This is a genomic window from Amycolatopsis samaneae, assembly GCF_039541975.1.
Taxonomy (GTDB): Bacteria; Actinomycetota; Actinomycetes; order Mycobacteriales; family Pseudonocardiaceae; genus Amycolatopsis; species Amycolatopsis samaneae.
Genome location: NZ_BAABHG010000027.1, coordinates 26,283 through 50,305, shown reverse-complemented (window position 1 = coordinate 50,305; position 24,023 = coordinate 26,283). Strand labels below are relative to the sequence as shown.

Genomic DNA, 24,023 nt, shown 5'->3' with positions numbered 1-24,023 from the left:
CACCACCGAGACGTCCACTGTGGAGCTGCCACGTACCCGGGAAGTGACACTGACCGGCGGGCCGCCGCCCGGCGCGGCGGAACTGGAGGCCCGCGAGGTCGGTGCCTGGTTCGGCGACCGGCTCGTGCTCGAAGGCGTCTCACTGCGCATGCCCGCGCGGGAGGTGACCGCGCTGATCGGGCCGTCCGGCTGCGGCAAGTCGACGTTCCTGCGCATTCTCAACCGGATGCACGAGCTGGTGGCCTCGGCCAGCCTGTCCGGCGAAGTGCTCCTGGACGGCCAGGACATCTACGCCGAAGGCACCCGCGCCCAGCAGGTGCGGCTGCGGATCGGGATGGTGTTCCAGAAGCCGAACCCGTTCCCCGCGATGTCCATCCGCGACAACGTGCTGGCCGGGCTGAAGCTGGCCGGGGTGCGATGCGACGACAAGAACGCGCTGGTCGAGCAGAGTCTCGAGCGGGCGGGGCTGTGGCGCGAGGTCCGCGACCGGCTCGGCTCGCCCGGCGGCGCGCTCTCCGGTGGCCAGCAGCAGCGGCTGTGCATCGCCCGGTCGCTCGCGGTGCAGCCGAACGTACTGCTGATGGACGAGCCCTGCTCGGCGCTCGACCCGACCTCGACCCGGCGGATCGAGCAGACCATCGCCGAGATCGGGCACGAGGTGACCGTCGTGATCGTCACGCACAACATGCAGCAGGCACAGCGGGTCTCGGACCACTGCGCGTTCTTCCTCGCCGAGGAGAACGAACCGGGACGGGTTGTCGAACACGGGCCGACCGAGCGGATCTTCGGTTCCCCCGAGGACGAGCGGACCCACGACTACGTCAACGGACGGTTCGGATGAGGTCAACGAGTTTTCCGGCGCGAACGCTGGGCGCGCTGGGAGGTGTGCTCGCGCTGCTGCTCGGCGCGCACCTCGCGGCCGCTCCCGGGGCGTCGGCCGCCGTCGCGCTCACCGGTTCCGGGTCGAGCTACGTCGGGCCCGCGATGAACGACTGGCAGAACGGCGCCGGTTCCCGCGGGATCCAGGTCAACTACAGCGCGTTCAGCTCCCCCAGCGGCGTCAACCAGTACGGCGACCGCACGGTCGACTTCGCCGGGACCGAAGCCGAGGTCACCTCGCTCGTCGCGGCGGGTGCGGGCGGGCAGTCCGCGCAGCAACGCGGCTACCAGTACGTCCCGGACGTCGCGGGCGCGGTCGCGGTGATGTACAACGTCACCGACGCGGGCGGGCAGAAGGTGGACTACCTGCACCTCACCCGGCAGACGATCGGCCGGATCTTCAGCCGCGACATCACCCGGTGGAACGATCCGGCGATCACCGCCACCAACGGCGGAAAAGCTCTGCCGGACCAGCCGATCACCCTGCTGGGCCGCACCGGGCAGTCGGGGACGACAGCGTTGTTCTACGACTTCGTCGCCCAGACCGCACCCGGCCCGTACCAGGCCTTCGTGTCCCGCAACGCGGCGAACGGGATGGGGGCGCTGCCCTCGGGGGTGCGGCCGATCCAACTGCCCGCCACCGGCCCGGACGCCGCCTGGTACAAGCTGTTCGGCGACTCGGAACAGATCGCGACGGCGGTGGCGACCGGCAACGTCCCGTTCTCCATCGGCTACGACGAATTCGCGTACGCGCTGCGGTACGGCGCGCCGACGGCGTGGGTCGAAAACGAAAGCGGGCAGTACACCAAACCGTACGCGGAGAACATCGCCGCGGCGCTGACGAAGGCGGAACTGCGGCCGGACCTGAGCCAGAAACTCGACGGCGTGTACGGGAACCGGGACCCCAAGACGTATCCCATCTCCGCGTACTCGTACGTCATGATGCCGTGTACCAGCGGTCGTGACACCTGTCACGGCGGTTACGACGATCCCGGGAAGACGTCGACCATCACCGCCTTCCTGGAACACATCGCCTGCGACGGTCAGATCAACATGGCCCGGATCGGCTACTCACCGCTGCCCCCGAACCTTTCGCAGGAAATGATGAACTCGAACGCCCGGCTGACCGGGCAGCCCGCGAAACAGCTGAACGCGGGCAACTGTGCGAACCCGACGTTCCACGGCGGCCTCGGCGCGGGGGCGGCGAGCCCGCCGGACCCGTTCGAAAAGCTCGGCGGTGTCGACAAACTGACCAAGGGCACCGCCAGGACCTCGGGGCCCACCACCGCCGCGTCTGGCCCCTTGAACGCGGGAACGGCCACCGCGACGGCGGCCCCGGAGACCGACCTCGCCAACGGTGGTTCGAAGAACTGGCGCGAGGCCGATCCCGCCGCGTACGACCACGGCGGGATCGGCGGATTCGGTGGCTGGGCGGCGCTGGTGCTCCTGGGCGCGATCGTGGCACCGCTGGTGGTGCGCGGCCTGCTCCGCCGGGCCAGGCGAGGCCGGTTCAGACAGGGCCGGTTCAGAGAGGGCCGGTTCAGACAGGGAACGTGAGCACGATCTTCCCCCGCCCGTGCCCCGTCTCGATCTCCCGGTGTGCCTGCGCCGCCTCGGTGTACGGATACGTACGGCGCACGTGGAAGCGCAGCTCGCCCTTGGCGTAACGCGCGGCGAGGTCGGCCAGCCGTGTCGCGGACCGGGTTCCCGTGGTGAGCCGGACGCCCAGTTCGGCCGCCTTGCCGTGCTCGACGAGTGTCAGGACGCGGTCGCGGTTTTCGACGAGTTCGAGCGAGAGGTCCAGTGCTTCACCGCCCGCGCCGTCGAGCACCGCGTCCACCCCACCGGGCGCCGCGGCGCGGACCCGGTCGAGCAGGCCCTCACCGTAGACGAGCGGCGTGGCGCCGAGCGAACGGACGTAGTCCTGGTTGACCGTGCTCGCGGTGCCGAGCACGGTGGCGCCGCGTGAAACGGCGAGCTGGACCGCGGCCGTGCCCACCGATCCGGCCGCCGCGTGGATGAGCACGGTGTCCCCCTTGCCGACCGCGAGGTTGTCGAGCGCGATGGTGGCCGTCTGGGTGCCCGCGGTGAACCCGCCCGCGACCTCCCACGGCATTTCGGCGGGTTTCACCGTGACGTTGTCCACGGGCACCACGACGTATTCGGCGTAGGCGCCGAGCATCGTGAAGCCGAGGACCTCCGTCCCCGGCTCGATCCTGACCACGCCGTCGCCGATCTCCTCGCCTACCTCGGCACCCACCTCGTCGACGACGCCGGCGAACTCGTTGCCGACCACGCGTGGCCAGCGCAGCTCGGCCCCAGCGGGCTCCCACCCCGCACGCACCGCCGCGTCGTAGGGCTGGACCCCGGCTGCTCTGACCCGGACCCGGACCTGACCGGGTCCGGCGTGGGGTTCGTCCAGATCCATCGGACGGATCACCTCCGGACCCCCGATCTCCGTGAACGCTGCCGCTCTCATGCTTTCCTCCAGCTGCTCTCAGGTCGATTCCGGTGTTGTCCCGGTTTCCTCGATCTTCGGGAACCAGCGTGGTATCTCCAGTTAACTTGAGGTCAAGGGTGTGGACACGGTGACCCGGGCCATACCCCGAGAGCCGCCCCCGCAGACCGTCCATTGCCGACTGCCCTCCGCATCGTCGAGAGAGCCTCTGCTCCGTCACGAAACGCGAGCGGTTGATTCCGCACCCCGAATATTTCCGCGTCGACCTCGAGATTCGACCCCTCCGGCTCCGTCACGGCAGTTTTTTGTCGGTGCCACTCCGTACCGTCCGCGCCATGAACCCGACCCAGCTGCTCAGCGAACTGATCGACCACGACACCCAGGAGGTGATCCACGGGATATTGGGAACAGGACGCGCGCTTCGCGTGTCGACGGAACAGATCGAGCGGATGCCCGAGCACGCGGTCGTCCGTGTCCTGCGCGGCGCCGAAAGTGAAATCGCGCGGCTGCAGGCGATGCAGGTCCGCTGCGTCGCCACGATCGAACGGCGAAGAAGAAATCCGCGAAGTACCCACGCCGAGGTGGCGTTGGCCTTGTGCCACACGGAAAAACACGCGGGCAAGGTCACGGCGGCCGCGCAGGCACTCACCACCCGGCTGCCGCGCACCCTGGAACTCATGGAACGAGGACAGCTCGACCTGTACCGGGCGATGAAAGTCGTCGAAGCCACAACGTGGCTTTCCGACGAAAAGGCGCGGGAAGTCGACGAAGTACTCGCCCCACGGCTGCCGGGAAAGCACGCGACACAAGTCCGCAGGGCGGCCTACTACGCGGCACTGAAGGCCGACCCCGAGGGCGGTGCCCGGCACGCCGAGCAACGCCGCTCGGAACGTCGGCTGGTGCTGCGTCATCGTGAAGCGGGCACCGCGAACCTGGTCCTGGAAAAGGCGCCCGCGGAGAAGGCCGCGGCGGCGTATGCCCGGATCGACCGCGCAGCGAGAGCGCTGAAAACCCGGGACGATCCCCGGACTCTCGATCAGCTCCGCACCGACGTCGCGGTCGACCTCCTGCTCGGCGGGCACCGCAGCGGTCCTCCGCGCGCCGAGGTGTTCCTCTACCTCGACATGGCGACTTTCCTGCGGTTGAACGACAATCCGGCCGAACTCGCCGGGCACGGGGCCATTCCCGCCGAGCTGGCCCGGCGCATCGTCGAGGGCCCGGACACGGTACTCCGGCGGATTCTCACCGATCCGGCCAGCGGCCAGGTCCTCGATCTCGGCCGCACCCGCTACCGCCCGACCGCGGCGCTGGACGAGTTCGTCCGGGTACGCGACCGGGAGTGCCGGCATCCGGGCTGCGGCCGACCGGCACAGGCCTGCGAGCTCGACCACGCGGTGGCCTGGCAGCACGGCGGCCCCACGAGCAGTGGGTCACTGGCCGCCTACTGCGGCAATCACCACCACCTCAAGGACGAACCCGGCTGGGACTACGAACTCGACGAGAACGGAATCCTGACCATCAGGACCCCGGCTGGCCACCTCCACTGCAGTCCCCCGCCGTCCCTGCACGAACCCCGCGAGGAGGCGCCACCCGACCAGGAAACCTGAAGCGGCTCCGGGCCTTCCGCCCGCGAAGTGGCTCCACTGGGGACGTCGGCCGAAGCGCCCGCGACCGAGGCCGTCACGAGCGAAATTGTCGGTCCGTACCGATAACGTCGCGCCTGTGGAGACGATCAGGATCGACAGGGCCGCACCCGAGCAGGCCGCGGTATTGACCACGCTCATGCACGCTTCCTCGGCGTATCGCGGCGAATACGCCTCGATACTCGACGGCTACGCGGTCACGGCGGACTACGTCCGCGCGCATCCGGTCTTCGTCGCCACCAAGACGGATCGCGTCATCGGATTCGCCGCCCTGCTCGTCGACGAACCCGAACTCGACCTGTTGTTCGTAGCCGACGACACGCAGAGCCTCGGCGTGGGCGCGCGTCTGGTGACGCACCTGCTCGGCCACGCCAGTGGCCTCGGCATCACCCGTGTCCGTGTCGTCTCCCATCCACCCGCCCTGGCCTTCTACGAACGCATGGGAGCCCGTCGTGTCGGAACCCGCCCGCCGGTACCGCCGAAGATCACCTGGGAGCGCCCCGAACTCGTCTTCGAACTCGGCGAAACCCGCCCTGCCGAACCCCGGTGATCATCAGGACGGGATCCGTCGACATACCGGCACCGTCCCCGCCATCTGCTGACCGTCATCGGCTGTCCACAACAGACGAAAGCCCGCCCCGGCCGGGAGTCCACCCCGGTCCAGGACGGGCCTGAAGCCACCCGAGCCAGGTTCACATGTTGATCATGTGCCCAGCGAGTCCGTGAATCGCTTCCTTGACCGCTTCGCCCAGCGTCGGGTGCGCGTGCACATTGCGGGCGACCTCGTGCACCGTCAGGTCCCACTGCTGCGCCAGCGTCAGCTCGGGCAGCAGTTCGGTGACCTCCGGGCCGATCAGGTGCGCACCGAGCAGCTCACCGTGCTTGGCGTCGCTGAGCACCTTCACGAACCCGACCGCGTCGCCGAGGCCGTGCGCCTTTCCGTTGGCGCTGAACGGGAATTTCGCCACCTGGACGTCGTAGCCGAGGTCGCGCGCCTGTGCTTCGGTGTAGCCGAAACTCGCGATCTGCGGCTGGCAGTAGGTGGCGCGCGGGATCATCACGAAGTCGAGTTCCATGGTCTCCGCGCCGGCGATGGTCTCGGCCGCGACCACGCCCATCGACTCGGACGCGTGAGCGAGCATGAGCTTCGCCGTCACGTCACCGATCGCGAAGATGTGCGGCACGTTCGTGCGGCCACGGGCGTCCACCGCGATCGCGCCACGTTCGGTCAGCGCGACACCGGTGTTCTCCAGGCCGTAACCCTCGACGCGCGGCTGGAACCCGATCGCCTGCAGCACCTTGTCCGCTTCGAGCACCTGCTGCTGACCGTTCTGCGACACCGTCACCCGCACCTTGGCGGCGGAGTCGTCGATGGACTCCACCTTGGTCGAGGTCAGCACCTTGATCCCGAGCTTGCGATAGCGTCGGGCGAGTTCGGCCGACACCTCCGCGTCCTCGAGCGGCACCATGCGGTCCAGGAACTCCACAATGGTCACGTCGACGCCGTAGTTGTGCAGGACATAGGCGAACTCGACACCGATCGCGCCGGCACCGGCGATCACGATGCTGTCCGGCAGCTCGTTCTCCATGATCTGCTGTTCGTAGGTGACGACGCGTTCGCTGCGCGAGGTCCCGGGCAGCAGCCGCGCGGTCGCACCGGTCGCGATCACACAGTGGCCGAAGGTGATCCGCTCACCGTTGACCTCGATGGTGTTCGCGTCGACGAAGGTACCGTGCCCGTCGTACTCGGTGATCTTGTTCTTCTTCATCAGGAAGTGCACGCCCTTGACCCGGCCGTCGGCGACCTTCCGGCTCCGCTCGTAGGCGGCGGCGTAGTCGAACCGGACCGGCCCCTCGGCCTGGATGCCGTACGACTTGGCTTCCTGCGTGAAGATGTGCGCCAGCTCGGCGTTGCGCAGCAGCGCCTTCGACGGAATGCATCCGACGTTCAGGCAGACCCCGCCCCAGTACTTCTCCTCCACCACCGCGGCGCTCAGCCCGAGCTGCGAGGCGCGGATCGCCGCCACGTAGCCCCCGACGCCGGCGCCCAGCACCACGACATCAAAATGTGCACTCATGAGCCGAAACCTACCCCCATCCGGGTTACCCGGCAGGTGACGCTCCGCACGGGACGGGAGCAAGAGCTCTGGCCGACACCGCGGTGCCCAGGCGGGCGCCTCAGCCGCCCACCACGCCCGGCGGCGGGGTCTCACCGCGGAGGCCACCGAGTAGCGCGGTGACGGCGGTCATGATCCGCGAGGTCGCCTCGTCGAGAATCTCCCGGGTGATCGGCCGCCCGGCGAGATCGGACAGATCGACCGGCGGGCCGGCGAGGAGATCGATCGTCTTGCGCGGGATGGCGCGTGGCACTCGCGCCGTGGCGGGCAGCAGGTGGTGGGTGCCCCAGTTGGCCAGCGGGACCACCGGTACGCCGGTCTCCAGCGCGATCCGGGCGATACCGGTCTTGCCCTTCATCGGCCACCCGTCCGGATTGGCGGAGAACGTCGCCTCGGGGAAGATGACCACGCACTCGCCCGCGCGCACCGCGGCCACCGCGTCCCGGTACGCCTCGACCGCCGTGGCGGCACCACGGTAGACCGGGATGTGCCGCCCGGACCGCATCACCGACCCGATCACCGGGACATTCCACAAATCGGCCCTCGCGAGGTACCGCGGCACCCGTCCGGCCGCGAGGCAGTAAGCGGTCACCGTGGTGGGATCGGCGAACGACAGATGGTTGGACGCCACCAGGACCCCGCCGGAGGCGGGGATGTGCCCGGCGCCGCGCACCCGGAACCGGCTGGACAGCACGAGGAACCGCCAGACGACCTCGATCGCGAGGCTGTACCAGAACCCCCGGTCGGCGCGGGCGAAGCGCCGGCCGAAGGCCACCATCTGACGCCGGGTGAACGGCACACCGCCGGTGTCCAGCGGGGTCCAGCGATCGCGTGTCCGGTGCGGCAGGGCCATGGTCGTCATTCGTAGCCGACGGTCACCCGCCGTGCCTTGCCCGGGCGCAGATCGCGGCGGAGATCACAGTGACCGGCCACGCCGGCCCGGGCACGACGGGCCGGGCACGCCGGGCCTGCCGCCGGATCAGACGCGTTCGAGCACCACCACCGGGATCTCCCGGTCGGTCTTCTTCCGGTACTCGTCGTAGTCCGGCCACACCGCGGCCAGCCGCTCCCACAGCTTCGCCCGTTCCTCACCCTCGGCGGTCCGGGCGCGCGCGGTGAAGCGGTCCGCCTTGACCTGGACCTTCACCTCGGGGTTCGCGACCAGGTTCAGGTACCAGCCCGGGTGGTTCGGCGCTCCGCCCTTCGAGGCCACGATCACGTGGTCACCGTCGACCTCCTGGTAGATCAGCGCGAACTTGCGGTCCTCGCCGGACTTGCGGCCCTTGGTGGTCAGCACCAGGATCGGCGCGCCCTTCTCCCAGTCGTGCCCGACCTCGCCGTTCGTCTCCTCGTAGCGGCGTACGTGCTCGTCACCGAAAAGCATGAATCAGTTCCTTCCGCGTTCATCGATCGCTCCGGACCCCACCGGCCCGGCGTTCGCACCCCCTCCCCGACCGGAACGCCCGGGGTCCCGGTGCTCTTCCCGCCATGGGTCGGGTGATCTTCGGATCCCCACCCTCCCACCGGCCACGCGGGAACGCAGCGGGGAGCACCGGACGCCGGGCCGGAGGTCCGGGCAGGCCCGGTTGTTCGCGACCGGCCTCGGCCGCGTTCCCGCCCGGTCACGAATACGGGGCGGTACCGGGAAACGGGCCCACGCCCCGGAAACAGACAACCGGCGTGGCCGAAAAGTCATTGGACTTCCGCGAAGCACGCCCTCACGCCCGTGCACACCAGTTCCGTCACTCGTTCGGGGTAAGTTTCGGCATACGTCAGAGCGAGTACGCTTCCCCAGGAACCCCCGAACCCCGGCCACCGTTCTATTCCCCGTGTTCCACGCAACCGTTCGATATCGGCGACCAGACACCCTCGCGAGGTTTACCGCGAGATCGGCGCCGGGACCACCACAATACGGAGCGTCGCGTCCGAAACCACGCCGATCAAACACCACGATCCGATATCGTGCGGGGCCGAAAAGCCGTTTGGTGGCGCGGCGTCGCTCCCTGCCGGGCCCACCGTACGGGAACACAACCGGCTTCCCTTGCGGCGTCCCGTACCGCAGCCAGTAGATTGCGTTGCCATCACCAACCGGCGGCGTCCCGTGATCGCCAGGGTTCGATTTCCGGGTACCGGCTGATCACCGGCGTCACCGTGCCAGAGAAACCCTGCCTGAGAAACCAAAACCTTGGAGGAAGCCCATGAGGTCCCGGCCGCACGTCACTCTCGAGGACGTGGCACGCAGCGCGAATGTTTCGCTCGCGACCGCGTCCCGGGTTCTGAACGGCACCGCGTCGGTGCGCACAGACCTGCGCGATCGCGTGGTTTCGGCGGCGGCCGAGCTGGCATACGCTCCCAACGCTCACGCACAGGCGCTGGCGGGCGGTTCCCACCGCACCGTCGGCGTGATTTGCCACGACGTCAGCGATCCGTACTTCTCCGCCATCGCGGGCGGCGTGATGCGTGTCGCCACCGACAACGGACTGCTGGTCATGCTGGCCGGCACGTTCCGCGATCCGGATCGGGAGGTTGCCTACGTGTCGATGCTGCGGGCCCAGCGGGCCTCGGCGATCGTGCTGATCGGTTCGGCGTTCGAGGACCGCGCGTGGGAACGTGCCATGGCAGCCGAACTCGAGCCCTATCGCCGGGGTGGCGGGCAGGTCGCGGCGGTCAGCAGACACCGCGGCCTCAAGATCGACTCCGTGCAACCGGACAACCGGGGCGGCGCCGCCGAACTCGCGAAATCCTTGTTCGGCATGGGACATCGGCGTTTCGCGGTGCTCGCCGGGCCGCGGCAGCTGACCACGGTGATCGACCGGTTGAGCGGGTTTTCCACCGCGCTGGCCGAGCTCGGCGTGACGGTGCGCGAGGAGGATGTCGTCGAAGGCGCGTTCTCCAGGGAAGGCGGTTACGAAGCCATGCGCGCGGTACTGGCCCGGTCGAAACGGAAGCTGCCGACATGCGTGTTCGCGGTCACCGACATCATGGCGATGGGCGCGCTCGCCGCGCTGCGCGAAGCCGGCCTGGCGGCTCCGGACGACATTTCGATCGCCGGTTTCAACGACATCCCGGTGGTCCGCGACCTCACGCCGACGCTCAGCACGGTAGCGCTTCCTCTGGAGCAATTGGGTGAACGCGCGATGGATCTGGCACTGAAGGGCTCTTCGGGCGGTAGGCCCCGAGTGGTACGTATGTCGGGTCAGGTCATGCTCCGCGAGAGCACCGGGCGGCCGCGCCGCTGAGCGGGAGGGCCTTGCCGCTGGACGGCAACGGCCCTACCGTGACTGAGAAAGCGCTTTCAATCATCCTCTCATCCCACCGAACTGTTGAGCCCTCATACTTCGATGGAGGCCACCGGAATGTCCGCTCTCGTACTCCCGGCCGACGACGGGACGACGAACTGGTCCCCTTCCGGGCGAACTCCCCCGAAACCGCCTTCAACACCGCCATCCGCGCGAATCGCGTACGCCGCCGCACATGTCGTCGCCGATCCCCTGAAATCGGACAAAAAACCCGGAGCCGCGCTGGATTGGGAGGCCACCCTCGCCTTCCGCGAGCATCTCTGGTCGTGCGGGCTCGGGGTCGCCGAAGCGATGGACACCGCCCAGCGCGGGATGGGCCTGGACTGGGCGACGACGCGGGAGCTCGTGCGGCGGACCGGGGCGGCCGCCGGCGGGCGGGCCTGGGTGGCGGGTGTCGGCACCGACCAGCTCCCGCCGGGCCCCGCCGATCTGGCGTCCATTGTGGACGCCTGGCGCGAGCAGCTCGACCTGGTCGGCGCCGAGGGCGCCACCCCGGTGGTGCTGGCCAGCCGGGCGCTCGCCGCGGCGGCGAACGGGCCCGGGGACTACCGGGCGGCCTACGGCAAACTGCTCTCCTCGGTACCCGGGCCGGTACTGCTGCACTGGCTCGGCGAGCGGTTCGACCCCGCGCTGGCCGGTTACTGGGGCCACGACGACGTACGGGACGCCGCCGATGAGCTCGCCGCGCTGTGTGCCGAGCACAGCGACGTGATCGCCGGGGTCAAGGTTTCGGTACTGGACGCCGGGATCGAGACCGGGTTCCGGCGATCGCTCCCGGACGGTGTCGCCTGCTACACCGGCGACGATTTCCACTATCCGGACCTGATCGCCGGTGACGCCGCCGGGCACAGCGAAGCGCTGCTCGGCGTCTTCGACCCGATCGCCCCGGTCGCCGGTGCCGCGCTCGCCCGGCTGGACGCCGGGGACACCGTGGCGTACCACGAACTCCTCGGCCCGACCGTCGCGCTCGCCCGCGAGATCTTCCGGGCCCCGACCCGCCACTACAAGACCGGCATCGTCTTCCTCGCCTACCTGAACGGACACCAGCGGCACTTCCGCATGGTCGGCGGGCACGAATCGGCACGGTCGATCACCCACCTGGCCAGGGTGCTCCGGCTGGCCGACACCGCCGGTGTTCTCGCCGACCCGGAGCTGGCGGTGGCCAGGATGCGCCCGTTGCTCGCCGCCGCGGGCCTGTGGTGACGACTCCGGCCCCGAAGAACGCACGAAAGGGTGGAGCGCGGATGGACCGGCTGAGCCTCAACCAGATCACCACCAAGGCGTGGTCCCTGCCGGAGGCGGTGGCCGGGTGCGCCGGGGCCGGGGTCGGGTGGATCGGGCTGTGGCGGGACAAGGTCGCGGAGGTCGGCGCCGACCGCGCGGCCCGGCTCCTCGGGGAGTACGACGTCCGGGTTTCTTCCTTGTGCCGTGGTGGGTTTTTCACCGGCATCGAACCCGACGGGTCCGAGGTGGACGGGCTGGCGCGGACCCGTGAGGCGATCGACGAAGCCGCGCTGCTCGGCGCGGACGTGCTCGTGCTGGTAGTCGGCGGGGTCGGCGCCGACGGGCTCGCCGCGTCCCGGCAGCGGGTCGCCGACGCGGTCGGCGAGCTGGCTCCCTACGCGGGCGAGCGCGGCGTCCGGCTGGGCCTGGAACCGCTGCACCCGATGCAGTGCGCGGAACGGTCCGTGCTGTCCACAGTGGACCAGGCGCTGCTGATCGCGCGCGAGCATCCGCGCGAGCAGGTGGGCGTGATCGTCGACGAGTTCCACGTCTGGTGGGATCCGCGGATCGAGGAGTCGATCGCCGCGGCGGCGGACCGGATCGCCGGTTTCCACGTGTGCGACCAGCTCGTTCCGTTGACCGACACCCTGCTGGGCCGCGCGCTGCCCGGCGACGGCCCGATCCCGCACCGCCGGTTGCGGTCCTGCGTGGACGCGGCGGGCTACACCGGTCCGATCGAGGTCGAGGTGTTCAACGCCGAACTGTGGCGACGCCCGGGCTCCGAGGTCCTCGCCGACGTGGTCGCCGCCTACCGCGAGCACGTCGCCTGAGCGCCGCGCACCGGAACCACCCCTTCGGAGCAGCGCGTCACCTGACAGGCCTATCCGGCAGGCTTGCCCGGCCGCGCCGGATCCGGTTGGGTGGGGATCCGCAATCAGCGGTGTGACATTGTTCGCAACCACCCCGCACCGAGCCGATTCCCACATAGTGCGAGAAATTTTCGTTGGTTACAGTGCCGAACATGCCGAACCTGCTGGTGGTGGAAGACGACGCGGCCATCGGCAGCGTGCTCGAATCAACCCTGCGACTACACGGTTACCAAGTGCATTGGCGGCGGGACGGCCGCGGCGCGCTCAAGGTCGCCGAGGCCGGTGACATCGACCTCGTGCTGCTCGATCTCGGGCTCCCCGATCTCGACGGCGTCGAAACCTGTCGCAGGCTCCGCGCCAGCCTGCCTTCGGCGGTACTGGTCATCCTCACCGCGCGCCAGGACGAGATGGACGTCGTCGTCGGTCTGGACGCCGGCGCGGACGACTACCTCACCAAACCCATCCGGCTCGGCGAACTGCTGGCGCGGCTGCGCGCGCATCTGCGCCGCGGCACCGCGGCGGTGCACCAGCAGAAGACGCCGATCGCCGTCGGCGAGCTGCTCGTGGACACCGCCAGCCGCCGGGTCAGCCTCGCCGGTCAGGAACTCGTGCTGCGCGCCAAGGAGTTCGACCTGCTCGCCAGGCTCGCCGGTCAGCCGGGCGTGGCGGTCAGCAGGGAAACCCTGATGGCCGAGGTCTGGGACGCGCACTGGTACGGCTCGACGAAGACGCTCGACGTGCACATCGCCGCGCTGCGCCGCAAACTCACCGCGACCGGGGTCCCGGCCACCCTCATCCCCCGGATCGCCACCCTGCGCGGGCACGGCTACCGGCTGGAGGACCCGGCGGACTCCGGCGCCGCGGACGGATAACGCGTGCGCCGAAGGATCGTGACGCTCACCGTCCTCGCGGCGGTGCTGGCGACCACGCTGTTCGGCCTGCCGCTGGCCATCGTCGCGGCGCAGACCTTCGGTGACGACACCGTCGCCGATCTGGAACGGGCCGCCGACGCCGCCGCCGTGGTCGTTTCGAAGCCGCTCGCCAACGGCCAGCCCGTACCGCCGCCGGTGGTCGTTCCCGGCGACGACGAGGCCGAGACCCGGATCCAGGTCGGGATCTACGCTCCGGACGGCAGGCGGCTGGCCGGGCACGGCCCGTCGCTGGCCGACGAGATCACCCGCGGCGTCGCGGGAACCACCAAGGACATGGTCACCGGGTCGATCGGTGACGACGAGGTCCTCGCGGTGCCGGTGCTGAGCGGGGAACGGCTGACCGGGGTGATCCGCGCCGCACTGCCCCGGTCGGAGTTGCAGCGCCGGATCGTGCTGGCGTGGCTGGCGATGGCCGGCTGCGCGGCGCTCGCGGTGACCGGCAGCTGGCTGCTGGCCCGGTGGATCGCCGCGCGGCTGACCCGGCCGCTGGAGGATCTGGCCGCGGCGGCCGGGCGGCTCGGCGACGGCGACTTCACCGTCCGGTCGCCCCGCCCCGGTATCCCCGAGATCGACAAGGTCGGCGCGGCGCTCGACACCACCGCCGAGCGGATCGGGGAAACGCTGGAGCGGGAGCGGGCGTTCTCCGCCGACGCCTCCCACCAGCTCCGCACCCCGCTGACCGGGCTCCGCCTGCAGCTGGAGGCGGCGCTGGAGACCCCCGGCCAGGATCCCCGCAGCGCGATCGAAGCGGGGCTCGGCTCGGTGGACCGGCTCGAACGCACCATCGAGGACCTGCTCGCGCTGGCGCGGCAGCGGCGCGCGCCCCGCGCGGTCCTCGACCTGGACACACTGCTCGAGGAGCTTCGCCAGACCTGGCGTCCTGTGCTCGCCGGGCAGGGCCGCGAACTGGTCATCGGCGCCGAGGACACCCCGCCCGCACGAGCGGCGGCCGCGGCCATCCGCCAGGTGCTGAGCGTGCTGGTGGACAACGCCGTCACGCACGGCCGCGGCACGGTGACCGTGACGACACGCGACGCCGGGGACACCCTCGCCATCGACGTCGCCGACGAGGGCGAGTACCTCGGCGAGACCGATCCGTTCACGCTGGATCACACCCAGGCCACCGGGCACGGGATCGGCCTGCGGCTGGCCCGTAGCCTTGCCGAGGCCGAGGACGGCCGGTTGCGGCTGAGCAGGCCGGATCCGTCGACGTTCACCCTGCTGCTGCCCGCGGCCACCGGAACGGATCCTCACGACTAGGCCCGAAGGCGCAATGAAGTACCGCACATCCACGCAAGTTCACAATGATTCGCCGTTCTTCGGTCGCAACGCGGCCGATACCGTGGCTCGCGATCTACCGCGACCTCAGCACGGACCTCAGCGAGGAGGAGCCAGGTGAAACCGGCGACCAGCACACCACCGCGCGCGGGCCTGCGTGCCGCGATGCTGCGGCGCAAGCCCGTCGGGGACCTGATCGCCGACGGCGACCACGGACAGCTGAAAAGGTCGCTCGGGCTCGGCCAGCTGACCATGCTCAGCATCGGCGCGACGCTGGGCAGCGGGATCTTCGTGGTCCTCGGCGAGGCGGTCCCGGTCGCCGGGCCCGCGGTGATCCTCTCGTTCGTCCTCGCCGGGATCACCGCGTTGTTCTCGGCGCTGTCCTACGCCGAACTCGCCGGGATGATCCCGCTCTCCGGCTCCTCCTACTCCTACGCCTACGCCACCCTCGGCGAGCTCGTCGCGTGGGTGTGCGGCTGGTGCCTCGTCCTCGAATACGGCGTCTCGGTGGCGTCGGTCGCCGTCGGCTGGGGGCAGTACCTCAACGAACTCCTGCGGGCGGCCTTCGGCTTCACCATCCCGGACGCGCTGAGCCAGCCGCCCGGCAGCGGCGGGATCGTGAACGTCCCCGCCATCGCCGTGGTGCTGCTCGCGATGGTGCTGTTGCTGTCCGGCGCCAAGGAAAGCGCCAGGGCCAACGCGATCATGGTGGTCGTCAAGATCGGCACGCTGGTGCTGTTCTGCGCGATCGCGTTCACCGCCGTGCAGGCGAAGAACTTCACCCCGTTCCTGCCGCTGGGCCTGGCCGGGCTGAGCGCGGGCGGGGCGAAACTGTTCTTCTCCTACATCGGGTTCGACGCCGCGTCGACCGCGGGCGAGGAGGCGAAGAACCCGCAGCGGGACCTGCCGAGGGCGATCCTGCTCTCCCTCGCCATCGTCACGGTGCTGTACTGCCTCGTCGCGGTGGCCGCGATCGGCGCGTTGCCGTGGCAGCGGTTCGGCGACCAGCAGGCCGCGCTCTCCCACGTGCTGACCACGATCCTGGACAACCAGTTCTGGGTCGCGCTCCTCGCCGTCGGCGCGATCGTGGCGATCTCCAGCGTCGTCCTGACAGTCCTCTATGGACAGACCAGGATCCTGTTCGCGATGTCCAGGGACGGGCTGGTGCCCGCCGCGCTGTCCACGGTGGACGCCAGAACCGGGACGCCGAGGACGAACACCCTGGTGGTGTCCGGTTTCGTCGCCGTGCTCGCCGCCTTCGTCCCGCTCGGCAAGCTGGCCGACGCGACCAGCATCGGCACCCTGTTCGCGTTCGCGCTGGTCAACATCGCGGTGCTGGTGCTGCGCAGGCGCAGGCCGGAACAGCCCCGCACGTTCCGGGTCCCGTTCGCGCCGGTCACCCCGGTCATCGGCGTCGGCTGCTGCGCGCTGCTGATGTTCAGCCTCGACACGGCGACCTGGATCGTGTTCGGCGGCTGGATGCTGCTCGGCCTCGTGATCTACTTCGCCTACAGCATGCGCCGTTCGCGGCTGGCGGGGCCCCGATGATCGTCACCGTCCACCAGGGCCCGTTCGACGCGCTCCCGGCCGCCGCCATGGCCGCGGCCGGGTCCGGGGTCCGGCTGCTCGTCGCGGCCGAAATGATCACCACCGGCTATCACATCGGCGCCGAGTCGCACGAACTCGCCGAGCCCGCGGACGGTCCGACCGCCGCCCGGCTGGGCGAGCTGGCCGCCGACGCCGGGATCGCGCTGGTCTACGGCTATCCCGAACGCGACGGCGAGCACGTCTACAACAGCGTCCAGCTGATCGGCGCGACCGGGGAGCGGCTCGCGAACTACCGCAAGGCACACCTGTTCGGCGACCTCGACCGCGCGTGGTTCACGCCGGGCTCGTCGGCGGTGGTGCAGGCGGACCTCGGCGGCCTGCGCGTGGGCCTGCTGATCTGCTACGACGTCGAGTTCCCGGAGCAGGTCCGCGCGCACGCGCTCGCGGGCACGGATCTGCTGGTCGTGCCGACCGCGCTGATGAGCCCGTACGAACTCGTCGCCGACACCCTGGTGCCCACGCGGGCCTACGAAAGCCAGCTCTACCTCGTCTACGCCAACCGCTGTGACACCGAGCAGGAGCTGTCCTACTGCGGCCGGTCCGCGATCGTCGCCCCGACCGGCGAGGTGCTCGCGCGGGCGGGCACGCGGCCGACGCTGATCAGCGCGCCGATCGACCGCGCGCTGCTGGCCGCGTCCCGCGCGGAGAACACCCACCTCGCCGACCGCAGGCCCGAGCTCTACCGCTCCCTGCTCCCGAAAGACCAGCTCACGGAAGACCGGCTCCCGAAGGCACCGGAAGACCCCGAAGGACCCCGCGCATGACCTCCGCCGTCCCGACCGCGATCCACCACGACGAACCGGCGGGCCGCCCGATCACCATGTTCGGCCCGGACTTCCCGTTCGCCTACGACGACTACCTCGCCCATCCGGCCGGGCTCGGCTCGATCCCGGCGGACCGGCACGGCGCCGAGGTCGCCGTGATCGGAGGCGGGCTGTCGGGCATCGTGACCGCCTACGAGCTGATGAAGCTCGGCCTGCGCCCGGTGGTGTACGAGATCGCCGAGATCGGTGGCAGGCTGCGGACGGTCCGGTTCCGCGGCTGCCCCGACGACGTCGTCGCGGAAATGGGCGCGATGCGTTTCCCGCCGGCCTCGACCACGCTGTTCCACTACATCGACAAGGTCGGGCTGGAGACCGTGCCGTTCCCGAACCCGCTGGCCCCGGCCACCCCGAGCACCGTCGTCGATCTCAAGGGCCGCAGCCATTACGCCCGCACCGCCGAGGACCTTCCCGAGATGTTCGGCGCGGTCGCCGCGGCCTGGGACCGCACGCTCGAAGAGCAGGCGGGTTTCTCCGCCATGCAGACCGCGATCCGCGACCGGGACGCGAAGACGATCAAGAAACTGTGGAACGAGCTTGTGCCGCGGCTGGACAACCAGACCTTCTACGGGTTCCTCTGCGATTCCCCCGCGTTTTCCTCCTTCCGCGACCGCGAGGTCTTCGGCCAGGTCGGGTTCGGCACCGGCGGCTGGGACACCGACTTCCCGAACTCGATCCTGGAAATCCTGCGCGTGGTCTACACCGGCGCCGACGACGAGCACCGCAGCATCGTCGGGGGCAGCAGGCAGCTCCCGCTCCGGCTGTGGGAGCACGCGCCAGAACGCCTCGCGCACTGGCCCGAGGGCACCAGTCTCCGTTCGTTGCACGAGAACGGCGAGCCACGGCCCGGGGTCGTCCGGCTGCATCGCACGGCGCCGGGCAACGTCACCGTGACCGACGAGAGCGGGCACATCCGCACCTTCCCCGCCGCGGTGTTCACCGCGCAGAGCTGGCTGCTGCTGTCGAAGATCGCGTGTGACGAGGCGCTGTTCCCGATCGACCACTGGACGGCGATCGAACGCACCCACTACATGGAGTCCTCGAAGGTCTTCGTCCCGGTCGACCGCCCGTTCTGGCTCGACCCCGACCCGGTGACCGGGCGCGACACCATGAGCATGACGCTCACCGACCGGATGCCGCGTGGGACGTACCTGCTCGGCACCGACCCGGACTCGCCGGCGGTGATCTGCCTTTCCTACACCTGGGCCGACGATTCGCTGAAATGGCTGCCGCTTTCGGTCACCGAGCGCGTCGAGGTGATGTTGCAGTCGCTGCGGGAGATCTACCCCGGCGTGGACGTGCGGCGGCACGTCATCGGCGACCCGGTGACGGTGTCCTGGGAGGCCGAACCCCATTTCATGGGCGCGTTCAAGGCCAATCTCCCCGGCCACTACCGCTATCAGGAACGCCTTTTCACCCATTTCGCGCAATCGCGGCTCGAACCGCGGTATCGCGGGATCTTCCTCGCCGGTGACGACGTCTCGTGGACCGCGGGCTGGGCCGAGGGCGCCGTCCAGACCGCGCTGAACGCGGTGTGGGGCGTGCAGCGGCACTTCGGCGGCACGAGCGACCCGGCCAACCCCGGTCCCGGCGACGTGTTCGACGACCTCGCCCCGATCACGCTGCCGGACTGAACCGGCGGACGACGGCGGCGTTCCGGGTGACGACTTCGGCGACATCGGGCCTTTCGGCCGTCACAACTGAACCGATCATGCGACGATGGGGAGCATGACCACCGACCCGGCCCCGCGATGGCGCAGACTGGAACCGGACGCGCGGAAGGAACAGATCTACACCTGCGCGGCGCGGCTGTTCGGTGAACGTCCCTACTCCGCGGTGTCCACTTCGGACATCGCGGCGGCGGCCGGGGTGGCGCGGGGACTGATCAACCACTACTTCGGCACGAAACGCGAGCTGTACCTGGAAATCATCAGGAGGGCGCTCACCGTGCCGAGGCTGGCGGTGGAGATCCTGCCGGACGGGCCGCTGGAACTGCGTGCCGACGTGGCGATCGACTGGTTCCTCGACATGGTCACCAGCCAGGAGCGGATGTGGCTGGCCGCGATCGCGCCCGAGGGCATCGGCCGGGACCTGGAGGTCGAGCGGATCCTGGAGGAGGCCGACCAGGAGTCCGCCGACCGGGTGCTGGAGGCCGTCGGACTGTCCCGCGAAAGCGCGCACGGGCCCGAACTGAACGCGCTGGTCCGCGCGTTCGGCGGCATGGTCAAGGCCGCCGGCCGGGAATGGCTGGTCCGCGGCTCCCTCGACCGGCCACAGGTCCACACGCTGCTCAGCAAGTCGCTGGTCACCCTGGTCGGCGAGGTCTTCCCGGTGATCCAGGGGCACCCGGCCGGTCACCCGAGGACCGGCTGAACGGAACCGGCGTCAGTTCCGTGCCCCGGATTCCAGCTGGGTGAGCCGGTAGGCCAGTCCGTCGAGGCATCGTTCGACGGCGTAGTCGTAGAGCCGGGCGAAGTACCCGGCGGCCTTGGCGGGATCCGAAACCAGTTCGTGCATCGCGCGGCCGTGCGCGGCCATGCCCGGCAGGTCGGCACGATCGCGGTAGGCGGCGTACTCCACGGTCAGGCTCGCCCCCGCTTCGGCGTCACCGTCCCGTTCGTCCTCCATCGCCACGAACTGACAGGCGTTGGTGAGCAACAGGTTGTAGGCGAGCGGGCTTTCCCCGCGGAACCCGGCCGCCAGCAGGACCCGGATGCCCGCGTCGATCGTACGGGTCGCGGCGCTCACCGACGGCCCGTACAGCGCGAGCCGCCGCGCCGAACCCGGGTAGCGCCGCAGCACCGCGCGCAGCTCGGTGAGCAGCGCGGCGAACCACGCCCGCCAGGGCAGCGTGTCCGAGGGCAGCGTCAGCTCCCCGACGACCCGGTCGATCACCGCGTCGACGACGGCGTCGCGGTCCCCCACATGGTGATAGACGACCGCGGGGTAGGCGTCGACCTCGCCCGCGAGCTGGCGCAGGGTCCAGCTGTCGAGTCCCCGTTCCGCCGTCAGTCTCAGCGCGGCGTCGACGATCCGCTCCGCAGTGACCGCCGGCAGCCCCGCGGCGGCCCTCGACCGCGGCCGGTTGCCCGTTCCCGGGGACGATGACATGGGGAGTACGTTATCGGCCCTTCGTCCCGGTGGTGCCGGCGCGGGGAATTCGGGCAGGATCGTGGCATGCCACGCGCACAGGCCAACGAACTCGAACTGGAATACGAGACCTTCGGGGATCCCGGGGATCCACCGCTGGTCCTCGTCATGGGGCTCGGCGCCCAGCTGATCACCTGGGACACCGGGCTGTGCGAGCAGCTGGCCGCGCGGCGATTCCACGTGGTGCGGTTCGACAACCGCGACATCGGGTTGTCCACCTACCTCGACCATCTTCCCGCCCCCGATCTCGCCGCGCTGCTGTCGGGGAACCTCGCGACCGTGCCCTACCTGCTTTCGGACATGGCCGCCGACGCCGTCGGCCTCTTCGACGCGCTCGGCTTCGCGAAGGCCCACGTGGTGGGCGCGTCGATGGGCGGGATGATCGTGCAGCAGCTCGCGATCGACCACCCGGACCGGCTGCTGAGCGTCACCTCGATCATGTCCACGACCGGCGACCCCGCGGTCGGCCGGGCCGAGCCCGCCGCGCTGGCCGTGCTGACGCGCCCGCCCGCCACGACGCGTGCGCAGGCGATCGAGGAGGGGGCCGCCGCGTTCCGTGCCCTCGGCTCGCCCGGCTATCCGGCGACGGAGGAGTACCTGCGGGCGAAGGCGGCGGCGCAGTACGACCGCGCGGTGCATCCCGAGGGCACGCTGCGGCAGACCGCGGCGATGCTCGCCTCCGGCGACCGCACGGAGCGGCTGCGCGAGGTCCGGCTACCGTTCGCGGTCATCCACGGCGACGCCGACCCGCTGATCGACGTGAGCGGCGGCAAGGCGACCGCCGACGCGGTCCCGGACGCCGAACTCGTGGTCCTGCCCGGAATGGGGCACGACCTGCCGCGGGGCCTGTGGCCCGAAATCGCCGACGTCGTCGTACGGACGGCCGCCCGCGCGGACGGCTGACCCTCCCCGCGTTCCCGAAGGTCCGTCGCCGCAGGTCAAGGAACCGTCAAGATGCCGGACGGGTCCGTACGGATCCCGGCAGCGGGTCTCCCCGGCCGGCCCCCGGTGCACTGCACTGGGCGGATGAGGAACAGGGCAACCACGCGCGAAAGGTGGCTTCCCGGCGGTTTCGGCTTCCCGCTCGGCTGTGTGGCTTCGGTGGTCGCCGTGCTCGCCGCCGAACTCGCCGGCGCGACGGCGCGTCCCGGCTACGCGCTGGCCGCGCTCGTCCCGGTGATCCTCGTGGTCGCCGCCGCCACCTCGGTCACCGCCGCCGCGAGGACCGCGTCGATCGCCTGGGCCGTGTATTCCGGGTTCGTCCTCGGACGCGCCGGGCAGCTCGTGTTCGACGCCACCGCCGGCCGCGCCGCGCTGGTTCTCGGCGCCGCGCTGGGGGCGGGTCTTCTCGGCGGCTTCCTCGTCCGGGCGGTGCGCACCGCCCGGACACACCTTCTCGCCGCCGACGTCCCCGCTCCCCGCCCGAGTCCGGAACCGCGGACCCGGTCCGCCGCGGGCACGCCGGTACTGCCCGGCAATCCGGCGCACTGACCGCGACCCTCCGAGGGGCGCTCATAGCCGGAGCGTCAACTACGGAAAGTAGCCACCACACCACGGACATCGTGCAGCCAGGCCGACCACTGGCTACAGACAAGAAACCATCGACTACTCCCCAACCGTCCACGATCCCCGGCCTGTGCCGGTAGCCGGGCTCGCTCTCCCCCCACGCGAGAACGAACCCGGCCACCGACACCACGGCGCTGACCGGTATTCCCGTCCGTACCCCTCTGACGAGCGGGAACACCGGTTCGCGCCGGGCCCGCCGCACCGAATCGCGTGGCGATCGGTGCGGCGGGGTTTCCGGCGGAGAGCACAGCACGGCCCCCACACGCCACAGGGCGACGTGTGCCCTTCCATGCTTTGCTCCGGTCTCCGCCGGCCTTTCCTGTCCGACTCCCGGTCCTGCCGGATGCGCGGTCGGGAAAGGGGTCTTACCGGGGAACCCCGGGCGTGCGCTCCGCGGACGCGAGGCCTGCGGGCGCCAAGCCCAGGATCCAAACCTGGCTACCGTTCTGGTAGCGAGCCGCTCTCCACCGCCGCCCCGTGGCCGGCGCGTGGGCACGCCAGGCTGCGACCCGGCGAGGCGCCCTGCCGACCTTGGCGACCTGGGCCTCACCCAGTGCTTCGACTCCATGCGGACACGGAATGGACTGTTCGGCTCGCTGAGCGTCCGGCGCCGTCCTGGCCACTGTCGACGACTGTGCGGAAGTGCTGACCATCGGGCTCTCCCCCTGCGGTGCGGGCTGACGGGGACGAGACTATGATTTGTGTACCCAGCTGTCAATAGGCTTCTTTGGGTGTAGTCAGCTAAGCTGGGGCCACGACGGAAAGAGGGGTCCAGGTGACCGAAGCGACCGCACACCGTGTCCGACCGGCAGGAGAGTCGGTCCGCCGAGCACTCGAACTGCTCGGCGACCAGTGGACACTGCTCATCCTGCAGGGCGTCTTCCTGCGCTTCCGGCGGTACGAGCAGCTCCGGCTGCGCCTGGGCATCTCCCCGACCGCGCTGTCCGGGCGGCTGCGCGCGCTGGTGGAGAACGGGGTCCTGCTCCGCACCCCGTACCGCGACACCAACCGGACCCGGCACGAGTACCGGCTGTCCGAACGCGGCCTCGACCTCTGGTCGCTGGCCATCTCGATCTGGGCGTGGGAACGCGAATGGATCCCGGGCCGCCGCGAGAACCTGCCCACGCTGATCCACCTCGACTGCGGCCTGACCACGTCGGCGCCGCTGGGCTGCGGCGCCTGCGGCCGCCGGGTCGACGCGCGCGACACCACCGCGAAGCGGCTCACCACCGCTCGCGTGAGCGCGGCGACGCCGTCGAAACGCTTCCGCCGCAAGGACGCCGAGCCGGTCGCGCACGACCCGGTGATGTTCTTCCCGGACAGCATGGAACTGCTCGGGGACCGGTGGTCCACCGGGCTGGTCTCCGCCGCGATGCTCGGCGCCCGGCACTTCTCGGAGTTCGAACGCGAGCTCGGCATCGGCCCGAGTGTGCTGTCGGCCCGGCTCAGCAGGCTGGTCGAGGTCGGCGTGCTGCGCACCGAGACGGCCGCGACCCGCGCCGACGCGCGCGCCTACCGGCTCACCTCGAAGGGGCTCGCGTTCTTCCCCGCGCTGGCGTTCATCGTGGAGTGGGCGCGCGGCTTCGAGCACCCCGGCCAGGACGCGGACCTCACGCTGTACCACAGCGAATGCGGGAACCGGCTGCTGCCGACGCTGCTGTGCGAGCAGTGCGGCCGTCCGCTGGCCCGCGACCGGATCCGGTTCGGCGGCCCGGTCCGGACCGCGGCGCCGGACCGGTGATCCTCCTGACGCCCGGCGAAATCGGCTCGCCAACGCGGTGCGTACCTGACAGGCTGGGGACTGTCACACGTCGTAACCTCGGAGGTAAGCATGGCTGAACCGGAACCGTCGCAGCAGAGCGGCGAGGAGGACGACGTCAAACGCAGGTTCCGCGAGGCACTGGAGCGCAAGCAGGCCCACGCGCGGTCGGGAGCGTCCCACGAGAACGGCGGCCCGAAGAACCAGCACGCGCACGGCCCGGCGGCGAACAAGCGCCAGTTCCGCCGCAAGAGCGGCTGACTTGTTCATCGAGCGCGGGCCTGGCGGCCCGCGCTCGACCATAAAGTCTCCTCGCGCGCTACGCGCACTTGTCGACCTTGTGGCCGGGTCAGCCGTGGTCACCTCGGGCCTTGGTCGCGCGGAAAGGCTGGGTTGGCCGTGGCCAACCCAGCCTTTTCT

Annotated in this window: 23 protein-coding genes; 17 read left to right on the top strand and 6 right to left on the bottom strand. The window is 70.3% G+C overall.

Annotated elements, in window-relative coordinates:
• Window positions 1-49 precede the first annotated feature (49 nt).
• Both ABD987_RS42625 and ABD987_RS42620 read left to right on the top strand, forming a co-directional pair.
• Entirely contained in the window at window positions 50-841 is a 792-nt protein-coding gene (locus tag ABD987_RS42625; RefSeq protein WP_378214378.1) for a phosphate ABC transporter ATP-binding protein, read from the top strand.
• A complete protein-coding gene (locus tag ABD987_RS42620) occupies window positions 838-2,436 on the top strand; it encodes a substrate-binding domain-containing protein (RefSeq protein WP_345408363.1) in 1,599 nt (532 codons plus the stop codon). Before ABD987_RS42625 ends, ABD987_RS42620 begins: the two co-directional genes overlap by 4 nt.
• Here ABD987_RS42620 and ABD987_RS42615 read toward each other — a convergent pair.
• Window positions 2,420-3,358, bottom strand: coding sequence for an NADP-dependent oxidoreductase (locus ABD987_RS42615; protein ID WP_345408361.1), 939 nt, complete (start codon window positions 3,356-3,358; stop codon window positions 2,420-2,422). The two genes, ABD987_RS42620 and ABD987_RS42615, sit on opposite strands and share 17 nt — an antisense overlap.
• Window positions 3,359-3,672: 314 nt before the next feature.
• Here ABD987_RS42615 and ABD987_RS42610 point away from each other — a divergent pair, with 314 nt between their 5' ends.
• Window positions 3,673-4,944, top strand: a complete 1,272-nt coding sequence (locus tag ABD987_RS42610; RefSeq protein ID WP_345408359.1) for an HNH endonuclease signature motif containing protein — start codon at window positions 3,673-3,675, stop codon at window positions 4,942-4,944.
• Window positions 4,945-5,059: 115 nt separating this feature from the next.
• Window positions 5,060-5,530: a GNAT family N-acetyltransferase gene (locus ABD987_RS42605; RefSeq protein ID WP_345408357.1), complete on the top strand. Its 471-nt coding sequence runs from the start codon at window positions 5,060-5,062 to the stop codon at window positions 5,528-5,530.
• Window positions 5,531-5,672: 142 nt separating this feature from the next.
• Here the strand turns inward: ABD987_RS42605 and lpdA are convergent, their stop codons facing one another.
• The 4 genes from lpdA to ABD987_RS44695 all read right to left on the bottom strand — a co-directional run bounded on the left by lpdA (window position 5,673) and on the right by ABD987_RS44695 (window position 8,939).
• The gene (lpdA, locus tag ABD987_RS42600; RefSeq protein ID WP_345408355.1) at window positions 5,673-7,058 is read right to left on the bottom strand and encodes a dihydrolipoyl dehydrogenase; all 1,386 of its coding nucleotides are present in this window, start codon (window positions 7,056-7,058) and stop codon (window positions 5,673-5,675) included.
• A gap of 100 nt (window positions 7,059-7,158) precedes the next feature.
• The gene (locus tag ABD987_RS42595; protein WP_345408353.1) at window positions 7,159-7,959 is read right to left on the bottom strand and encodes a lysophospholipid acyltransferase family protein; all 801 of its coding nucleotides are present in this window, start codon (window positions 7,957-7,959) and stop codon (window positions 7,159-7,161) included.
• Between the two features lie 117 nt (window positions 7,960-8,076).
• The gene (locus ABD987_RS42590; protein WP_345408351.1) at window positions 8,077-8,481 is read right to left on the bottom strand and encodes a nitroreductase family deazaflavin-dependent oxidoreductase; all 405 of its coding nucleotides are present in this window, start codon (window positions 8,479-8,481) and stop codon (window positions 8,077-8,079) included.
• Window positions 8,482-8,789: 308 nt separating this feature from the next.
• The gene (locus tag ABD987_RS44695; RefSeq protein ID WP_378214376.1) at window positions 8,790-8,939 is read right to left on the bottom strand and encodes an alpha/beta fold hydrolase; all 150 of its coding nucleotides are present in this window, start codon (window positions 8,937-8,939) and stop codon (window positions 8,790-8,792) included.
• Between the two features lie 356 nt (window positions 8,940-9,295).
• Here ABD987_RS44695 and ABD987_RS42585 point away from each other — a divergent pair, with 356 nt between their 5' ends.
• From ABD987_RS42585 to ABD987_RS42545, 9 genes are all read left to right on the top strand, one after another.
• The gene (locus tag ABD987_RS42585) at window positions 9,296-10,336 is read left to right on the top strand and encodes a LacI family DNA-binding transcriptional regulator (protein WP_345408349.1); all 1,041 of its coding nucleotides are present in this window, start codon (window positions 9,296-9,298) and stop codon (window positions 10,334-10,336) included.
• Window positions 10,337-10,453: 117 nt separating this feature from the next.
• Window positions 10,454-11,599, top strand: a complete 1,146-nt coding sequence (locus ABD987_RS42580) for a dihydrodipicolinate synthase family protein (RefSeq protein WP_345408347.1) — start codon at window positions 10,454-10,456, stop codon at window positions 11,597-11,599.
• Between the two features lie 41 nt (window positions 11,600-11,640).
• Window positions 11,641-12,450: a sugar phosphate isomerase/epimerase family protein gene (locus ABD987_RS42575; protein WP_345408345.1), complete on the top strand. Its 810-nt coding sequence runs from the start codon at window positions 11,641-11,643 to the stop codon at window positions 12,448-12,450.
• A gap of 191 nt (window positions 12,451-12,641) precedes the next feature.
• The gene (locus tag ABD987_RS42570) at window positions 12,642-13,361 is read left to right on the top strand and encodes a response regulator transcription factor (protein ID WP_345408343.1); all 720 of its coding nucleotides are present in this window, start codon (window positions 12,642-12,644) and stop codon (window positions 13,359-13,361) included.
• Between the two features lie 3 nt (window positions 13,362-13,364).
• The gene (locus tag ABD987_RS42565) at window positions 13,365-14,681 is read left to right on the top strand and encodes a sensor histidine kinase (RefSeq protein WP_345408341.1); all 1,317 of its coding nucleotides are present in this window, start codon (window positions 13,365-13,367) and stop codon (window positions 14,679-14,681) included.
• A 183-nt stretch (window positions 14,682-14,864) separates the two neighbouring features.
• Window positions 14,865-16,247: an amino acid permease gene (locus tag ABD987_RS42560; protein ID WP_345408399.1), complete on the top strand. Its 1,383-nt coding sequence runs from the start codon at window positions 14,865-14,867 to the stop codon at window positions 16,245-16,247.
• A complete protein-coding gene (locus ABD987_RS42555; protein ID WP_345408339.1) occupies window positions 16,244-17,071 on the top strand; it encodes a carbon-nitrogen hydrolase family protein in 828 nt (275 codons plus the stop codon). The genes ABD987_RS42560 and ABD987_RS42555 overlap by 4 nt, the downstream gene beginning before the upstream one ends.
• Window positions 17,068-18,762: a flavin monoamine oxidase family protein gene (locus ABD987_RS42550; protein WP_345408337.1), complete on the top strand. Its 1,695-nt coding sequence runs from the start codon at window positions 17,068-17,070 to the stop codon at window positions 18,760-18,762. The genes ABD987_RS42555 and ABD987_RS42550 overlap by 4 nt, the downstream gene beginning before the upstream one ends.
• Before the next feature lie 94 nt (window positions 18,763-18,856).
• Window positions 18,857-19,501, top strand: coding sequence for a TetR/AcrR family transcriptional regulator (locus tag ABD987_RS42545; protein ID WP_345408335.1), 645 nt, complete (start codon window positions 18,857-18,859; stop codon window positions 19,499-19,501).
• A gap of 12 nt (window positions 19,502-19,513) precedes the next feature.
• Here the strand turns inward: ABD987_RS42545 and ABD987_RS42540 are convergent, their stop codons facing one another.
• A complete protein-coding gene (locus tag ABD987_RS42540) occupies window positions 19,514-20,239 on the bottom strand; it encodes a TetR/AcrR family transcriptional regulator (RefSeq protein ID WP_345408333.1) in 726 nt (241 codons plus the stop codon).
• A 66-nt stretch (window positions 20,240-20,305) separates the two neighbouring features.
• On the opposite strand from ABD987_RS42540, the gene ABD987_RS42535 reads away from it, so the two are divergent.
• From ABD987_RS42535 to ABD987_RS42520, 4 genes are all read left to right on the top strand, one after another.
• Window positions 20,306-21,181 (top strand): alpha/beta fold hydrolase, encoded by an 876-nt coding sequence (locus tag ABD987_RS42535; RefSeq protein ID WP_345408331.1) that lies wholly within the window; start codon window positions 20,306-20,308, stop codon window positions 21,179-21,181.
• A 123-nt stretch (window positions 21,182-21,304) separates the two neighbouring features.
• Entirely contained in the window at window positions 21,305-21,769 is a 465-nt protein-coding gene (locus tag ABD987_RS42530; protein WP_345408329.1) for a hypothetical protein, read from the top strand.
• Between the two features lie 850 nt (window positions 21,770-22,619).
• A complete protein-coding gene (locus tag ABD987_RS42525) occupies window positions 22,620-23,585 on the top strand; it encodes a winged helix-turn-helix transcriptional regulator (RefSeq protein ID WP_345408327.1) in 966 nt (321 codons plus the stop codon).
• Between the two features lie 90 nt (window positions 23,586-23,675).
• Complete coding sequence (locus ABD987_RS42520) at window positions 23,676-23,864, top strand: DUF5302 domain-containing protein (RefSeq protein ID WP_345408325.1); 189 nt, start codon at window positions 23,676-23,678, stop codon at window positions 23,862-23,864.
• Window positions 23,865-24,023 lie beyond the last annotated feature (159 nt).

What these genes read in the sequence shown, in the direction of transcription:
- ABD987_RS42620 (WP_345408363.1), top strand. Translation starts at nt 838, where the DNA reads ATGAGGTCAACGAGTTTTCCGGCGCGAACGCTGGGCGCGCTGGGAGGT.
- ABD987_RS42615 (WP_345408361.1), bottom strand. Translation starts at nt 3,358, where the DNA reads ATGAGAGCGGCAGCGTTCACGGAGATCGGGGGTCCGGAGGTGATCCGT.
- ABD987_RS42610 (WP_345408359.1), top strand. Translation starts at nt 3,673, where the DNA reads ATGAACCCGACCCAGCTGCTCAGCGAACTGATCGACCACGACACCCAG.
- lpdA (WP_345408355.1), bottom strand. Translation starts at nt 7,058, where the DNA reads ATGAGTGCACATTTTGATGTCGTGGTGCTGGGCGCCGGCGTCGGGGGC.
- ABD987_RS42595 (WP_345408353.1), bottom strand. Translation starts at nt 7,959, where the DNA reads ATGACGACCATGGCCCTGCCGCACCGGACACGCGATCGCTGGACCCCG.
- ABD987_RS42590 (WP_345408351.1), bottom strand. Translation starts at nt 8,481, where the DNA reads ATGCTTTTCGGTGACGAGCACGTACGCCGCTACGAGGAGACGAACGGC.
- ABD987_RS42585 (WP_345408349.1), top strand. Translation starts at nt 9,296, where the DNA reads ATGAGGTCCCGGCCGCACGTCACTCTCGAGGACGTGGCACGCAGCGCG.
- ABD987_RS42580 (WP_345408347.1), top strand. Translation starts at nt 10,454, where the DNA reads ATGTCCGCTCTCGTACTCCCGGCCGACGACGGGACGACGAACTGGTCC.
- ABD987_RS42575 (WP_345408345.1), top strand. Translation starts at nt 11,641, where the DNA reads ATGGACCGGCTGAGCCTCAACCAGATCACCACCAAGGCGTGGTCCCTG.
- ABD987_RS42570 (WP_345408343.1), top strand. Translation starts at nt 12,642, where the DNA reads ATGCCGAACCTGCTGGTGGTGGAAGACGACGCGGCCATCGGCAGCGTG.
- ABD987_RS42560 (WP_345408399.1), top strand. Translation starts at nt 14,865, where the DNA reads ATGCTGCGGCGCAAGCCCGTCGGGGACCTGATCGCCGACGGCGACCAC.
- ABD987_RS42555 (WP_345408339.1), top strand. Translation starts at nt 16,244, where the DNA reads ATGATCGTCACCGTCCACCAGGGCCCGTTCGACGCGCTCCCGGCCGCC.
- ABD987_RS42550 (WP_345408337.1), top strand. Translation starts at nt 17,068, where the DNA reads ATGACCTCCGCCGTCCCGACCGCGATCCACCACGACGAACCGGCGGGC.
- ABD987_RS42545 (WP_345408335.1), top strand. Translation starts at nt 18,857, where the DNA reads ATGACCACCGACCCGGCCCCGCGATGGCGCAGACTGGAACCGGACGCG.
- ABD987_RS42540 (WP_345408333.1), bottom strand. Translation starts at nt 20,239, where the DNA reads ATGTCATCGTCCCCGGGAACGGGCAACCGGCCGCGGTCGAGGGCCGCC.
- ABD987_RS42535 (WP_345408331.1), top strand. Translation starts at nt 20,306, where the DNA reads ATGCCACGCGCACAGGCCAACGAACTCGAACTGGAATACGAGACCTTC.
- ABD987_RS42530 (WP_345408329.1), top strand. Translation starts at nt 21,305, where the DNA reads ATGAGGAACAGGGCAACCACGCGCGAAAGGTGGCTTCCCGGCGGTTTC.
- ABD987_RS42520 (WP_345408325.1), top strand. Translation starts at nt 23,676, where the DNA reads ATGGCTGAACCGGAACCGTCGCAGCAGAGCGGCGAGGAGGACGACGTC.